This is a genomic window from Paenimyroides tangerinum (genome assembly GCF_003865405.1).
Classification (GTDB): Bacteria; Bacteroidota; Bacteroidia; order Flavobacteriales; family Flavobacteriaceae; genus Flavobacterium; species Flavobacterium tangerinum.
This window is the reverse complement of sequence record NZ_RQVQ01000006.1, coordinates 86,602-102,608: the sequence shown is the minus strand read 5'-3', so window position 1 is coordinate 102,608 and position 16,007 is coordinate 86,602. Positions and strand designations below refer to the sequence as shown.

14 protein-coding genes are annotated in these 16,007 nt (G+C 30.6%); all 14 read right to left on the bottom strand.

Annotation, left to right across the window (positions count from 1 at the left end):
* Positions 1–13: 13 nt before the first annotated feature.
* Positions 14–772, bottom strand: a complete 759-nt coding sequence (locus EG240_RS03795) for a hypothetical protein (RefSeq protein WP_125017587.1) — start codon at positions 770–772, stop codon at positions 14–16.
* Between the two features lie 124 nt (positions 773–896).
* Positions 897–3,713, bottom strand: coding sequence for a DNA polymerase I (gene polA / locus EG240_RS03790; protein ID WP_397337408.1), 2,817 nt, complete (start codon positions 3,711–3,713; stop codon positions 897–899).
* A gap of 74 nt (positions 3,714–3,787) precedes the next feature.
* Positions 3,788–4,360, bottom strand: coding sequence for a hypothetical protein (locus tag EG240_RS03785; protein ID WP_125017583.1), 573 nt, complete (start codon positions 4,358–4,360; stop codon positions 3,788–3,790).
* Positions 4,361–4,895: 535 nt separating this feature from the next.
* Positions 4,896–5,594: a hypothetical protein gene (locus EG240_RS03780; RefSeq protein ID WP_125017581.1), complete on the bottom strand. Its 699-nt coding sequence runs from the start codon at positions 5,592–5,594 to the stop codon at positions 4,896–4,898.
* Between the two features lie 587 nt (positions 5,595–6,181).
* Positions 6,182–6,925: a hypothetical protein gene (locus EG240_RS03775; RefSeq protein ID WP_125017578.1), complete on the bottom strand. Its 744-nt coding sequence runs from the start codon at positions 6,923–6,925 to the stop codon at positions 6,182–6,184.
* Positions 6,900–7,481, bottom strand: coding sequence for a hypothetical protein (locus EG240_RS03770; protein ID WP_125017576.1), 582 nt, complete (start codon positions 7,479–7,481; stop codon positions 6,900–6,902). Before EG240_RS03770 ends, EG240_RS03775 begins: the two co-directional genes overlap by 26 nt.
* Before the next feature lie 12 nt (positions 7,482–7,493).
* Positions 7,494–8,465, bottom strand: coding sequence for a DUF2931 family protein (locus EG240_RS03765; protein ID WP_125017574.1), 972 nt, complete (start codon positions 8,463–8,465; stop codon positions 7,494–7,496).
* A gap of 428 nt (positions 8,466–8,893) precedes the next feature.
* A complete protein-coding gene (locus EG240_RS03760) occupies positions 8,894–9,244 on the bottom strand; it encodes a bacteriophage T4 gp5 trimerisation domain-containing protein (RefSeq protein WP_125017572.1) in 351 nt (116 codons plus the stop codon).
* Positions 9,245–9,399: 155 nt separating this feature from the next.
* Complete coding sequence (locus tag EG240_RS03755) at positions 9,400–9,978, bottom strand: hypothetical protein (RefSeq protein ID WP_125017570.1); 579 nt, start codon at positions 9,976–9,978, stop codon at positions 9,400–9,402.
* A gap of 6 nt (positions 9,979–9,984) precedes the next feature.
* Positions 9,985–10,842 carry a hypothetical protein gene (locus EG240_RS03750; RefSeq protein WP_125017568.1) on the bottom strand — a complete coding sequence of 286 codons (858 nt, stop codon included), beginning with the start codon at positions 10,840–10,842 and terminating at the stop codon, positions 9,985–9,987.
* Between the two features lie 25 nt (positions 10,843–10,867).
* Positions 10,868–11,350: a hypothetical protein gene (locus EG240_RS03745; protein ID WP_125017566.1), complete on the bottom strand. Its 483-nt coding sequence runs from the start codon at positions 11,348–11,350 to the stop codon at positions 10,868–10,870.
* Between the two features lie 111 nt (positions 11,351–11,461).
* On the bottom strand, positions 11,462–13,081 hold the full coding sequence (locus EG240_RS03740) for a hypothetical protein (protein WP_125017564.1): 1,620 nt from the start codon (positions 13,079–13,081) through the stop codon (positions 11,462–11,464).
* 2 nt (positions 13,082–13,083) lie between these two features.
* On the bottom strand, positions 13,084–14,991 hold the full coding sequence (locus EG240_RS03735; RefSeq protein WP_125017562.1) for a type VI secretion system Vgr family protein: 1,908 nt from the start codon (positions 14,989–14,991) through the stop codon (positions 13,084–13,086).
* A gap of 241 nt (positions 14,992–15,232) precedes the next feature.
* Positions 15,233–15,640, bottom strand: coding sequence for a type VI secretion system tube protein TssD (tssD, locus tag EG240_RS03730; protein WP_125017560.1), 408 nt, complete (start codon positions 15,638–15,640; stop codon positions 15,233–15,235).
* Positions 15,641–16,007: the final 367 nt, after the last annotated feature.

Sequence of the window (16,007 nt, the reverse complement as noted above, 5' to 3'; positions counted from 1 at the left end):
ACGAGTTTTAAAACTATTTTTTTAAATATTCAATTGTAATTGAATTCGAAAAGTTTTCAGACCCTATCACATTCATTTTTACAGGATAATTAGCCGAATTGTACTGATAGGAAATATTTGAAAAATCTTCTTCTGCATCTTCAGAGTCCTTATACGTTAATTTAGTTACATTATTTATATCAAAAATATGAAACTCCTCTAACACTAAATAAAATGCCCACTGTGGAGTATTTACGTTTTTAAACATTCCGTTTTGATTATCATAGGTGTATGTATTCTCAAAGTCATCTTCAACAAGTTTAGTTACATTTCCTTTAGAATCATATGTAACAGTTAAGCCGTTACCTGACTGTAATTTTCCATTCGAATCGATTGTATAAACTGAAGTTTGGGTACTATTGCTCCAGTTTGATGTATAAACATTTACAACTGTTACTTCATTATTCTGATATGTAAAGGTATAATCTTCAGTTGAAACATACGTTTGATCATTTCCAACTTCAGTGGTTACCTCTTTTGCAGAAACCAATTGCCCATTAGTATAAACAAAAGTTACTATATTTGTACGAGAGCCGTCGTCTTCAATGTCTTTACTTTCAATTAAACGATTTTCTGAATCATATACAAAAGTTTGTACATTTTCTTCCGATTCAAATTTTGTTGGTAAATAAATTCCTGATGTGTCAACTCCTGTATTGTTGTCATCTGAATCATTACAAGAAACAAATGCTAATGTTGAAAATATTAAAGCTGATAATAAAATCTTTTTCATAACTTTTTTTGATGCAAAAATCTCCTTTTTTTAATGTAAAAAAACCCCTGTAATCAGTGATTTTTACAAGCTCAAAATAAAACCCGATGAAATCTAAATATCATGAGGTTTTAAAATAAATATTTTAATGCGCAGCCAACCAATCGTTTCCTACACCTATTTCTACTTCTAATGGAACAATCAATTTAAAAGCATTTTCCATTTCTTGTTTTATCATTGGTTTAATAGCTTCCAATTCATCTTTAGGAACATCAAATACCAACTCATCGTGTACTTGAAGTAACATTTTTGATTTCCAATTTTCAGCTTTCAAACGTTTGTGAATATTAATCATTGCAATTTTGATAATATCTGCAGCCGAACCTTGAATTGGTGCATTTACCGCATTTCGTTCGGCACCACTTCGCACCATTGCATTACCCGAATGAATGTCTTTTAAATAACGACGACGACCAGAAACCGTTTGCACATATCCGTAATCTTGAGCAAAAGTGATTTGATCTTGAATATAACTTTTCAATTTTGGATAGGTAGCATAATACGCATCAATTAATTCTTTACTTTCAGAACGAGTTAAATTCGTTTGCTGACTTAATCCAAAAGCAGAAACTCCGTATATAATTCCAAAGTTCACCGTTTTTGCGTGGCTACGTTGTTCACGAGTAACCTCATTTAACGTAACATTGAAAACTTTTGCAGCGGTTGATTTATGAATATCTTCGTTACGCTGAAACGATTCTATCATATTTGGTTCACCACTTAAGGCTGCAATAATACGCAATTCTATTTGAGAATAATCGGCAGAAACCAAGACGTGATTCTCGTCTCGTGCAACAAACGCTTTACGTACTTTTTGTCCACGTTCAGTACGAACTGGAATGTTTTGCAAGTTTGGGTTATTTGAACTCAAACGTCCTGTAGCCGCAACAGCTTGCATATAATCCGTATGTACACGATTTGTACGTACATCAACCTGTAAAGGCAACGCATCTACATACGTATTTTTCAACTTCACAATCTGACGCCATTCTAAAATATCTTTTACAATTTGATGCTCGTTTACCAAGTCACTAAGAATTTCTTCTCCAGTTGCATATTGTCCCGTTTTGGTTTTTTTAGGTTTTGAACCTCCAATTTTTAATTTATCAAAAAGGATTTCACCCAATTGTTTTGGAGAAGCTAAGTTAAAAACCTCACCCGCGGTTTCGAAAATTCGAGTTTCTAATGTGTTCGCTTCAATAGTTAGTTCTTCGGAAAGCGCGTTTAAATAAGGAATGTCTAAACGAATTCCTTCTGCTTCCATATCAGCCAAAACAGAAACCAACGGAACTTCAATCGTATCAAACAATTCTTTAGTTTGCGATTGTTCTAACCTTGGAGCGAAAATCTCTTTTAATTGAAAAGTAATATCCGCATCTTCACCTGCGTATTCTTTTATATCTTCCAAGGCAACCTCACGCATCGTTTTTTGTCCTTTACCTTTTTTACCAATTAAATCTTCAATTGGTTTTGGACTATATTTCAAATACGTTTCTGCCAAAACATCCATGTTATGACGCATATCAGGATTTATCAAATAATGTGCAATCATCGTATCGAAAATAAATCCTTTTACATCTATATTGTATTTCTTTAAAACCTTGATGTCGTATTTTAAATTTTGTCCGATTTTAACGATGTTTTCGCTTTCAAAAAACGGACGTAAAATTTCAATTAATTCTTGAGCTTCTTCACGACTTTCAGGGAAAGGAATATAATATGCACTTCCTTTTTCATATGAAAATGCGATTCCGACTAACTCGGCATTATTCGCATCTAAGCCCGTAGTTTCGGTATCAAAACAAACTTCTTTTTGTTCTAATAAAGTTTTAACGAAAAGTTTGGTAGGAAAAGCTCCTTCCACATATTGATAAAAATGTGAAGTGGTTGCTAAAGTCGCATAATAACCTTCATCTGTAATTTTTTCTTCAGAATCACCAACTTCAAACAATGAAATTTGGTCGTCTGCTTTTTTAGGTTTTCCAACAGAAGTCGGAACCACTTCTTGAACTTCAACCTCATCAGAAAACAATTTATCGAATTGCTCTTTCATACGTCTGAATTCCAACTCCATAAACAAAGCTTCAGTTTGTTCAACATCCGGTTTATCTAATTTATAAGCTTCAGCATCAAACGTAACTGGGCAATCTAATAAAATGGTAGCTAATTTTTTTGAAAGCAAACCTTGCTCTTTAGCAGCTTCAATTTTTTCTTTCATTTTTCCTTTTAGCTGGTGGGTATTCGCTAAAAGATTTTCCATTGACCCATATTCAGCCAATAATTTCTTAGCTGTTTTTTCGCCAACACCAGGTAATCCAGGAATATTATCCACAGCATCGCCCATCATTCCCAAGTAATCTATCACTTGTTCTGGACGTTCGATTTCGAATTTAGCTTTCACTTCTTCAATTCCCCAAATTTCAATTCCATTACCCATACGAGCTGGTTTGTACATAAAGATGTTTTCTGAAACCAACTGCGCATAATCTTTATCTGGCGTAACCATAAAAACTTGAAAACCTTCTTTTTCGGCTTGTTTAGATAGAGTTCCAATTAAATCATCAGCTTCAATTCCTGCTACTTCAATAATCGGAATATGCATTGCTTGTAACAACTGATGAATATACGGAATTGCAATTTTAATTGCATCTGGCGTTTCGTCACGATTGGCTTTATATTCAGGAAAAAGTTCGTTTCTAAAATCGCTTCCACCTTTATCAAATGCAACCGCCAAATAATCTGGACGCTCTCTTTTGATAACATCCAACAGAGAATTCATAAATCCAAGAATAGCAGAAGTATCCATTCCTTTTGAATTGATTCTAGGATTTTTTATCAGGGCGTAATATCCTCTGAAAATCAATGCGTATGCATCTAGTAAAAAAAGGCGTTTTTGTGACATAATTATTTCTTATAATTTTCAAAAATACGAAGATTAAATAAAATGACTTACCCTAAATTTTTAAAATAAGAAAATCACCATTCATATTTTTTATTTTCATTTTCAATACATTCATCAATACTTACTTCTAATGGACATTGAAGGCAATTATCAAAATTTGAATTTAAAAAATCTAACATAGGAAGTACGTCTTTTATTTTAATAATAGAATCCAGTTTACAAATTTCAGTTGCAGGAAGATAATCGAAATCGTCGGGAGCAAGTTCTTTTTTATAAATTGACCTTTGAAATCGAAGTAGCTTATTAATATAAATTTCGTTTTCAAATTTCATGAAATAAATCAAGAAAAAATCACCTGTATAAACAGAACTAAATTCTAGTATCGTTTCATTCTCTTTTTCGATTAAATTATATTTATAGAGTATTTCAATTTTTTCATTTTGAGCTGTAACAGGAATTTGTATATTAATTTTTGTATTGAACAAAATCATTTCTTCTAGATAATAACAATCTTCACATTCGTAAATTTCAGTAGAATTATGTAACTGACCGATTACGTCATTTTTATAATAAACCGAAGTTTGCGCAGATACAATTTGAATCCATAAAAAGAATAAAATATACAGAAGTTTTTTATTTATTTTCATAATTGATTGTTTATTAACGAGTAGTTTTGTAGCTATTCTCATATCTTGAATTAAAAACTTTTTATTCGTTTTTTTGAACATTAAGACTATCAATTAGATTGTCATTATCAAGATTTCCTGTAACGTAAAAAGCTTGACTAGATACTAATGAAAAGGTAAATACGAATATTATAATGATGTTTTTGCGCCAATTTTTTTCTTCAATTTCATTAACATGTTTCGGGTTTTTATTGACTAAAACTATTATTGCCAAAAATTCAGGATAAAAATAAAGTTACTTAGTTCTTCCCCAAACATATTTAGGTATTTTATTCAAATCTTTCTTTTGAAGTTTCATTAGTTCAATATATTTTTGATAATTATCTTTAGCTAAATCTTCCTGTCCTATTTCCCAATAACTATCCGCAAGATTTAGATAAGCAACAACTCTATCTGGAAATTTTTCGTGAATTTTATAAAAGATAAAGAAACCTGTAGTGCATTATACAACAAGATTATTTTATAGGTTGTTTCTATTTCTTCAAAATCATCAAAACTAAAATTTAAAAATATTTGTATTTCTATATTTTGATGCAATAAAATTCTCGATTTCAATTCTCGTAAATGAAACTTCATATTTTTGATTTCCGCTAACTGAATAATTATTTAAATCTTTGAAAACAAAAATAATTTCATTAAACTTTCTATTTGAATCAAAAACTAATATGTAGTTCGATAAATCAGAGGTCTCTAAATTTAGACGAATATTTTCTTGATTTATTAATTTTTTATTACATTCTAGCAGAAGCTTTTTTCGATTTTTAAATAAAGAATTTCCAATATTTGTATCTTTTTCTAAATCGAAAAAATAATATTCACTATCTTCCCAAGGGCTTCCAAATACTTGAATGCTAATTGATAATGCTAAATATTTAGAATCAATATATAAAATTTCGTAAGATTCGAATCCATATTGATGTCTATTTAAATCTTCGCTTAAATTGATTAATTTTTCTTTTTTTGCTGTAAGTCTATTAATTGGATCTTTAAAATAATTACCGTCAAAAAGATTATATTTTTGCTGTAAAATTTTATAAATATTTTTATTTTTAATACTTAAATTCATTTCTTCAAGTACATAATATTGATTGGAAATATGTACCGAATCTTTTAGAATTGTAATATTTTGCGCACTTATCTTTTGATCAACTAAAATGATAATACACAAAATGTAAAAAAACTGTAGTTTACTCATTATCAATTATTTTTTTCTGTTTTTCTCCAAGTTAATTGTATTTACATCTTCCTTTATATTGCAGTCCATCTCCTTCAACAATATGTTCCATTTCTTCGGCGTCTTTATGATTTCCTGAACTTCTCTTAAATTCCACATAATAATTAGGTGTATTTTCAACATTTTGGTTACGGATAATTTTATAATTATTATAATCATGGCATGTATCTATGATTATAACGATAATAATAGTTGTTATACTACCTATAATAAAAATACTTTTTGTTTTTCATTGTTTTCTTCTTTAATATTTTGGTCCAGTAATGGGCGGAATTTCTTTGTGAGTATCAAATAAATCAATCCAATTTCTAAAGATTTTTTCATTCGTCTTAGGATAGTGTTGTATCTCTTAGTATTCTTTTGAAAAACACCATCAGAACAATTGTCATTTGGAAAATATTGAGGCGTAAATTTTTTATTTTTATATTTTCATTTGCTAAAAGTACCTGGATGTTTTCTGTAAATTTTATGTGACTTTCGTGCATTCTGTTGTTTATCTTGCGTAGTTGACACGTCGTTTAAAATTTTTGAATAAAATTTGATTTAATTCAATAACAAGGTTCTGTTTTATTAAAAATACAATGGGGAAAACGCACATCTACAGAATCTTTTAATGTATAGATTCTGACGCTGTCAATGTTGCCTTCTTTGTTATAATATTTCCATTCTCCAAATTTGAAATTGTTTTTAACTTTTCCTTCTACTTTTATTGGGTATTCATTCGTTTCTTCTACAAAATGGTAGTCTTTCCAATAACCAGTACCTAATTTAAATTTGGTTGTATATAAGCTTTTAGCTGATTTATCGGTTATTTGCATTTTTCCATGAAAATTATTATTACAAACTTCTATGTTTATAACTTTGATGGTATCTCTACTTTTTTCTGGATATTGTACTTGTATGTATGAATCAGCAATTGTTCCATAAACTACAATAGTATGTTCGCTGATATTTTGAAATTTTCCAAAAAGAAATGCCGAATATAATTCTTCTGGATACGTTTTATAAATAAATTTATTTCCTTTGTTATCTGTATCAAATAAGTCAAATGATTTTTTTACAATTTGACCGTCTATTGTTTTTTTGTATCTACTTTTAAAATAATCACTTGTAATGCCTGAACCAAAAAGTCTAATCTCTTCGTTTCCTGAAAGAAATTCAATAAGTGGAGTAAAATCGCTATTATTCTTTTTATATAAATTCATGTTAGCATCCTTGCACACAGCACATCCATAAATTAATGAAATCAATAAAATATAAAAGCTTTTAATGATAATATTTTTCAACTTCATTTTGCATAATTTTTATTTGCCAAACGTAAAACGACACTTGCGAATTGTTGTAATCTAAAAAATTATCGGTTTTTGTTTTTTCGTATTTAAAACTAGCTCCATCATCTTTTCTATTTTTTTTATCATCACCTACTGTACCAATACCTTCAATATAAATGGAATATAATTCCATATCGGCGAACATGTATTTTCTAGCTACATTGGTAAAATCGTTACTAAAGCTATTGTCAACACCCATTTTGTCCATATAGCTTCTATGTATAGCTTTAAGGTATTGTTCGTACTCGTTTCCTACATCGGGGTTGTCTTTGTTTTTTAATTTTTTATATTCTTTTTCTTGTGCTTTTGTTGAAGCCTCTATTGCCTTTTCTTTTCTTAAAATCTCTTCGTCAGTATCAGTACTTTCCATTTTGTTTTCATGGTCTTTATACTTTTGTCGAAGTTCTGTATTTTTAAGATTATTAAGAGTACCGTCAAAAAAAACACCTACCTCAATTTCTAATTCATCTTTTGGATCTGAATAATTGCCAGTATTATATACATATGTTTTTTTCATAATTTTTTAAATTTAAAAAACTTCTAGATTATCCGTTTTTATAAATGCTTCTTTTCCGTTTTCTCCTTTTAGCTTCACCGTAAAATAACTATTTGCTTCATTTACTTTTATTACCAACTCTGCTTTGGTGCTAGTAGGATCATCTCCAAAAACTTTTTGAAAAACTTCAAGACTCGACTTTTCATTAATTTCACAATTCCCTCCAAATAATTCTCCTTTCAGGTTCTTATAAACAAAACCTATTTTTGTAGGCATTGCTCTCCATTCATAATCAGATAAAGGTTGAACTGCTCCATCTAATTGCTCCCACTCTCCATTGATCATACTCATTCCTACATCTGTTAATGGATTTAATATTGAATTTTCAGGCAATTCAAAGACGGGTTTCCAGCTAAATCGAGTTCTATAGACATCCCATATCCCAAATGGGATAGGTTTTCCTTCGTTTTCTTTTTTTACTTTTTCGGGAATTATTTTACCATTATTGAAAACCATATTTATATAATCTTCTCTCCAAAATCTATTTTCGTAACTGTCTAATTTAGCTATTTCAGATTCTGAAATGGTTACTTTTTCTCCCTGATATCTTCCTATTTCTTTTTGCCAACCTACTCCTGCTATCCAAACTACTACTACCCCACCTGGTGCCATACCTACACAAACTACATCATAATTTAGGTGTTGAATCTTTCCACTTGCTCCCTTTATTTTATATCCTTCGCTAAAATATTCCCTTATCTTCTCCGTATCTATATCAGCTTTTATCTGATAAAATTGATTTTCTGTATAAGACATCCATATAAAATCTAAACGAGTAGGTAAACCTTTAAAACCACTACTCATTCCATTATTAATTGAACCCCAACCATGAATTCCAGGAATCATCCCAAAACTTAAACCCACCCAGCCATTACCTTCATATTCCATACCGCCCTTATATACTTCCATTGGGTAACCTAATGCGGTGAAGTACCTTCTGTCCATTCGTATTTTGTTATCGTTTTTTCCTTTGTGTTTTTATTTTCTTTATTCTCTTGACATGATACTTGCATAAAAAAGAAACAGAATAAAATATATTTCATTGATTTAATAAACATTGTTTTTACTTTTATAAATATCAAATATGTGAGTTATTTGCTTCTATTGGTACTAATAGAAGGATAATTGGCGCAAGGATTATTAGTATCACACTTATTGCAATTGCAGTAAGTGAAGGTAAATACAGTTAATTTTCTCTTTTATAGATATTGCATGAGATGAAAGTCAAAAAATAGAGATTATAGAACTTTAAAAAAAGCTTATATAGCTCTTTGTTAATAAAAGTAATTGCCTATTTTAATATTCATAAAATCATAAAAATGAGAAAACACATAATAATAACGGTAATTATACTTACTTCAATACATCAATAATTATCCTTTATTTACTTTTGCATCAATCTTTCCAAGAACTTTTGCTACCCCAGAACTTTGGATAAGAATATCACCATATTTAGCTTTATGAGTAGTTGTAGATGTTGTTTCATTTAAATCTCCAATTATGGTTATTGTCTTATCTTCATTAATTGTTTGTTTATAGTTTTTAGAATTAAACTTATGATCATTTGTAATATCTACGGTGTGGTCATTCCCCACATTTGTTTTCATATCGTTTCCTACATTAACATTTAAATTTTCACCTGCCGTTATATTTATATCTTTTCCAGCATTTATATAAATATTTTCTGGTGCAGTAACATCGATATTTCCAGCACCATATACCATTTGTTACCGCTTGAGTAGTGAATTCAGAATTTCTACTTCAATTTCCTATCTCAAAACTCTTCAAAAAACACTTCATTGAAGTTACTAAAAAAATCGCAACTTTCTTAAAATAAAAAAGTTAGATTCGTTTTTTGAATCTAACTTTTAACAAAAAATTACCATTTAATTTGCTCTGCAAAAACTTCTTCTCTGCCTTTACTAAAACCAATACTTAGTTTTAATGTATCTGGTTTTTCTCTCATTTTATTTATAAAATCTGGATGGTCAGCTCTAAACTTTTTATATGAAATTACTTCTATGGTATCTCTTTTGTTTTTTAGTTCGAAAAGTGATTTTTTAACAGCATATTTTTCTAGTAATTCTTTGGCTTGAATATCGGTTAACTCATGCAAACCATCAACCACATAAATACTGTTTGGGTAGCTGCCATATCCTAAATCTTCTATAGCAAATAAAACTTTGTTTGTATCTCCGTTGTACACTAAATATTCAAATAGTTCCTGAACCCTCTTTGAATCTTTGTTATAATAAATACCGACATCCTTAATATCAGTTTGATTTAGATTTAGTTCAAATTCAATAGGTATATTTAAAATATATTTTTTTTGACCTTCTACTTCGCGCATGGTTATTGTTACACTTTTTTCTGAAACAACTTCTTTAAAATAAGGTTTTTGCTGGCAACTAACAATAGTTACAAAGCCTACAGCAATTACGATTAACATTTTTTTCATAACTTTTTATTCGTTTAAAAATATACAATCTACAACATCATAAAAATCATCAATCTCATTTTCTTCAACCCTGTAAGTAAATATGGTATGTGTTTTGGTGTCAGATTCACCATGTACTTGATCTTTTAAATCATCAATATTCATAATATTTCCTTTTAAAATTTGGTCTAATAAGTTATTACTTACCGAAAAATATAGAAAACTTTTTGTTTCTGCCCAACCATCGTTGTTTACAAATTTTTTGTCAGCTTCAAGCCCTTTGGTTTTAACATTTTGCCAATTTACCCACATGCTTTGCTCAATAACATAATCAACCTCTGCTAATTGGTCTTTAATAATTACTTCTGCTAAACCTAAGCCAAACGCAAGCATTTGAGCACCAGGTATAAAAGAATACAATCCAACTAATGTAGATAACGAGGGCATATTAAATTTTTTATTATCACTAAGTTCGGGTATCATATTTATCATTTCTTTATATACTTGAATCTTATCAAATACATCAGCAACCTTAGTTCCAAATTTGATTCCTTTTTTCAAGTAATTGAACATTATCATTCTCGTTCCTCTTTCAATTGGAATTTCAAAAACTATTTCATCTATATAAATTTGGGTAGCATTGTTTTTAATTTTATAAAAATGTTCAACACTTTCAACATGATAAGAAAAAGAGTTTAGTGTATTTGTATCTAAATCTATCGATTCTGTATAAATCGTCTTCTTTAATTGATTTATGCCTTCAATCGACTTAAATGCCGTTGTTGTACGTATTTTTATTACTTTAAATGTTTTTGTAGTTCCATCAGGTAATTCATCGATTGCAAAAAGTATAACATCACCTACTTTAGAAAATATTTCAGGCATAGGATATTCTTGTCCACAAGCTGGTTTATTTCACAAGTTTTCTGTAATCATCCCAATTAAAACCTACTGGTACGCTATCTTTTCGTACATCAAACGTATCCCAATAATGTATTTTGTAAAATTTTTCAAGACTTTTATCTTCAAGATAATCTATAAAATTAAGGTCAGTAGTATCTTTATAAAGAATTATTTTTTTAAAACTATAAAATTCATTGTTACCTTGACCAATAATTACCTGAACACCAAATACATTATAATCATTTGGTTTTATGAATTCTCTATCGGATGTATAAATGGGATAGTTCAATTTTTTTATAGGATTACCGTTTTCATCAACATAATAAAATTCGAATTTTTCGTTGAAAGTTCTATATTTTTCGTTTGTTCTTTCTTTTTCATTTTCTGTTGATTTTAAAAAAACAGAACCAGTATTTGTTTTAAATTGAGTTTTTAGTACTCCAGATGGAGGAATTCTATATAATCGTTTTCCATTCTCTAGGCAAACCATCTTCTCTTTCAAATAGTACAACAATATCTCCCGTTAATCCTTCAGGAATGTAATAAATTTCTCCATCCATCATGTTACAAGAATACAAAAAAAACAAAGAAAAAATTATTGCTATTCTACTAAATCCAAGTCTTCTGAAGCTGGTCTTTTTAAATGTATTTTGTTCCATGCGTCAATTGTTATATCTTTATAATCGGTAGCTTTATACGTAGCCTTTACTTTATTTAACCCTTTATTTAAATTTCCACCTGCTTGTTTTACATATTCCTTACCTGAATCAGTAAAATGCAGTCCTAAACTTCCTCGCCCAGAAAGAGAAGCAGTTTGAAAAATACTTTGCAATAAATTCCGTGATTGCTTTTTATCTTCTATTATTATTTCTACATTAGGCTTAACTCTAAAAACATCTTTAGCTTTTATTAGAGTTTCATCAAACAAAAGCGTTCCGTTTACTCTTTTTAGTTTAATACTCATTTCGACAGGTTGAATATAATCATAATTCGGATTATCTAACATTAAAGGTTTTTTGGAACTTTTTCGTTGATTATTCATCCAATTGTATGGAGAATATACCAATTCGCCTAAATCCATAAGTTCCCATGCTAATAACTCTTCATGTAGTGGTCCGAAAGTGTGTAAAAACAATTTGGTACCCGCATCGTCTTCAATATATGCTTCATATGCTGGAAAAGCTTTGTAAAAGACTTGTCCTACTATATTTAAAATATTTGTCGACTTATCTAACCTAAATTGAAGGTCTAGTTTACAATCTATATTAGGAGCAGGGATTACTAATGGATCTTGCCCTAAAACTCGCATAATAAGTTGATCTCCATCAAAAAATTGTTCAGAATACGGTTTTTCATGTGCTGTATCTTCAGGCCCTATCATCATAACCGCCCCTTCTGTTTCACTTGCATATGATTTGACATTTTTTTCATCAATCCCTACAAAGGGATAGACAATTTTTATTTCGTGGTATAATCTTGAAGACACTTTATTATTCGCTTTAGCATTTTTTGCACCTTCAACAGTATTTTCAAGCAAAGAAAAGCTTCGATTATCTCCATAAAATGAATTTGGCAATATACCATAAAGACTTCCAAATTTATACCAAGGTGCAAATGCACGTTGATAAATAATTAAAGGAATATTTAATTTTGAGGTTTTTAAGTAGTCTTTGTAACCTAATGGTAATTTTACATTTTGACTAGCGTAACTACATGCAAAATAAAGTTCTACAGTTCTATCATCTTCTTTATCAATTAAATCACTTAAAATTCCAGATTCACTTAAAGTTATCTTTATTACAACTTTATTCTTAGATACTTTACGATAATTAATAAGACGATAACCCTTATCATCATTACCAAGTTCAATTGATTTATCTTTACCTTGATGCCTCTCATTATAATTACTATCAACTAATCTAGTTGCGATGAACTTATCATCTTTTATATTACGCGTTTCTATTGTGAAATAAACAATATCGCCTAAATAGGCTTCATTAATTCTCACTCTACCTTCGGAATCTGAACTCCAATAACCTTTAATAAAATATCCTTCTTTTAATTCTTCTTCTTTGGGTGTATTATGATTTGTTTTCTTTGCATTAAAATTAGAAATCCCACCTGAAGACATAGTTAGTTTTTGATAAAAACCTTCAAAATTTTCTTCTACAACAGTTGTTGATTTACCTAACGCAATTCTTGTAATAGTTCCTCCTGCCATGATTATTGATTTTTAGACTTTTCACCCGAATTGTTATTAAACTCATTTTGAGTATTCCAATTATTATCGCCTTCTACTATCACATCTTTATTTTGGGCACTTTCTTTTAAATTTTTTGCTCGAGATGATTTCTCTCCATTTGCAATCTCGGTAATATTAGCTGCCAATAATGAATAATCAGCAACTGCGTTTTGAGTCATCATCGCTCCTGCAAAAGTTGTATGATTAACTCCTGCCGATTCAGAAATATTAACACCAGCAGAAGACGTTATATTTACTCCAGCTGTAATTGATACGTTCTCACCTGCATTCAACGAAATGTTTTTTGGTGCAGTAACATCAATGTTTCCAGCCCCATCCATATACCATTTGTTACCGCTTGGGTCGTGGATGGTGATGCTTCCTTTGTTTTCGGTATCATCAATCTGGATGGTGCAACCACTACGTGTGATGATGGTTTTTAGATGGTTTTCTTGTTGTCCGCCTAGTCCAATTTTCCCATGGAATAAACCTCCCATTACATAAGGTCGGTCTGGATGTCCGTGGATGAAACCAACCATTACTTGGTCACCTACTTCAGGAATGAATACAAATCCTCGGTTTTTGTTTACCAGTTTACTGCTTCCCGCATCGGGTGTCAACACACGAACCCAATCGGTGTTTTCACTACCTCGTTGCCACGGAAAATGCACTTTTACGCGTCCCATTTTATCTTCATTACTTACAACAGTTCCAAATTGAGCTTCGGCTTTTACTTCTGTGAATTCTGGTCGTGGTAAATAACCGGTGTCGTTTCCAACGGCTTCAAACCGCCCAACATAAGTTCCCAGTTTATCTACTGTATGTTCAATCTTGGTTATCATCAATCGGGTGAAATACGTTTTTTGTTTGGTTCCGGGTTTTAGCAATTGCATGTCAACCACACAACCTGGAAACAAAAACGGAACACTGGTTCGTCCTGTGGTTACAAATGTTTCTACTGCTGCGCTTCCTGCTGTGCTGTTTTGAGATTGTTGCACATCAACTGATGTTCGCGCTTTTATCGGTGCTGCCTGATAGGAAGGTGCTTTGAATGTTTTTTGTGAAATTTGATAAGCTATCTTTCCTAATGAAGAAACGTGTTTTATATCGCTTTCGTTGGTTTTCAACGGTTCGTCATCGCTGCTGTTATAGCCAAAATATCTCGGATTTACATGTAAGGTTTTGATAGAAATTTCGATTTGGTCAACATTTTTACCATAATACAATTCAATGGCTTTCTCGGGATTGGTCAACTTTCCGAATTTAACGGTATAACCATCATAGAAAAACTGCTGACCGTGGGTTTCTGCAAGTCGAGCTAAATAATTGTAATGTGTTTCGTTGTATTGACAACTATAACCTACATTTCCAAAATCTGAATTTGTGAAAATGGGATAATTTTGTTCGTCTAAGGCTTGTCTTAAAACGGTATTGGCAACATAATTTAACGACACGGCCATATCGCCTCCAAAGCTTTGAACATGAAGTGCTTTGTCTAACAAAATAGTTGGACTGTAACCAGAAAATATTAAATCGCCCATATTGCGATGTTCGCGTGATAATCCAATTTTGGTCACTACTCCAATAAAATGTCGCTCAGGTCCGTTGGGAATATTCTTATATTTGAAAGTTACCAAAATACGTTGTCCTAAATATTTTTGAGCGTTTTCTAAATGATGATCTTCTGGTTCTCCAAGCGAATCATAATCTAGAGTCAATGAAAATTCGTGATGTCCTGTGGCTGATTGCGATAATTCAAAATGTTTATAACTCTTGATTTGTTTGCCTTCAACTACGATGGTCAACTTGGTTAAATGCGAGATTCCGAACATTTCGTTGTCGTTCATTAAATCTGCATTGCTTTTTTGGTTTTGAGTTCCTTGTAACATATGCTTTCTTATTTGATTCGATTAATAGCGGTTGGTTCACTAAAAAAATGAAATTTATTTTTTGATATGTGTTTATTAAGTTTTATGAAACTAACTAAAGTTAATTATTTGATTTTTAATACGATGTAATTTTGTTAAATATTTTATTTGAGGTTCTATAATTCTCAATAACATACTCTTAAAAAGGTTGATTTTATCAGCTAAAAAGAAAAAGGAGCGCATAAAAGCGCTCCTTGAATCATTACTCGTTTGGCCAGATGCCTTCGTAAGCTCCGCCGCCGTAATTAATTTTTTCTGCACTTATCACAAAACTGATAAACATACTGTTTGAGTCAATTGCATCGAAATCTACTGAATGCTGAATCACATAACCGTTTTCCCAGTTTAAATTAATCAAAGTTCCTTCTTCGTGTGATTTGTTAAAGGTTACTTCTCCTGTAGTTGGTTTGTACTTTCCGTTTAACAAGCTTTCTAAAATCTCTGATTTTTCGTTTGCTTCAACTGTGATTCTGATAATTGCATTTGATGGATCTGAAGCTACGCGTCCTGAAACATCTACTGCACGATCAACATTGTAGTTTAATTTAAGTACTTTTTGAGCGTTTCCTCCATTGAATTTTAAAACAGCTCTTGCATTGTTCTCTGCCATAATTACATTTTTTTAAGTGATTGTTTAAATATTTGGAATAAAATTATTAAAGTCATCTACTACTTCCTAAAAAATAGCAAAAAGTTAAAAAATTGTAGTAGTTTTACGTAGCTAATCATAAAAAAGTGTTAAAAAAAGACCTCTGGAGCATCATCTATTACTTTATATCGTATTTTATGTGTTTGTCTTAACAGCTCATAACCCTTTATTGGCTCTAAAAAAAGATACATCGAATCTGTTTTTTGTTGCGATTTTGAGATCTTTTTTTCAGAAATAATCAATATGGGGAGATTTGTGGAAGTTGTTTGTTCTTTTTTTTAAATAAAGCATGAATATTTGCAGAAGCTCGCAAAAGGGATGGAAGCTT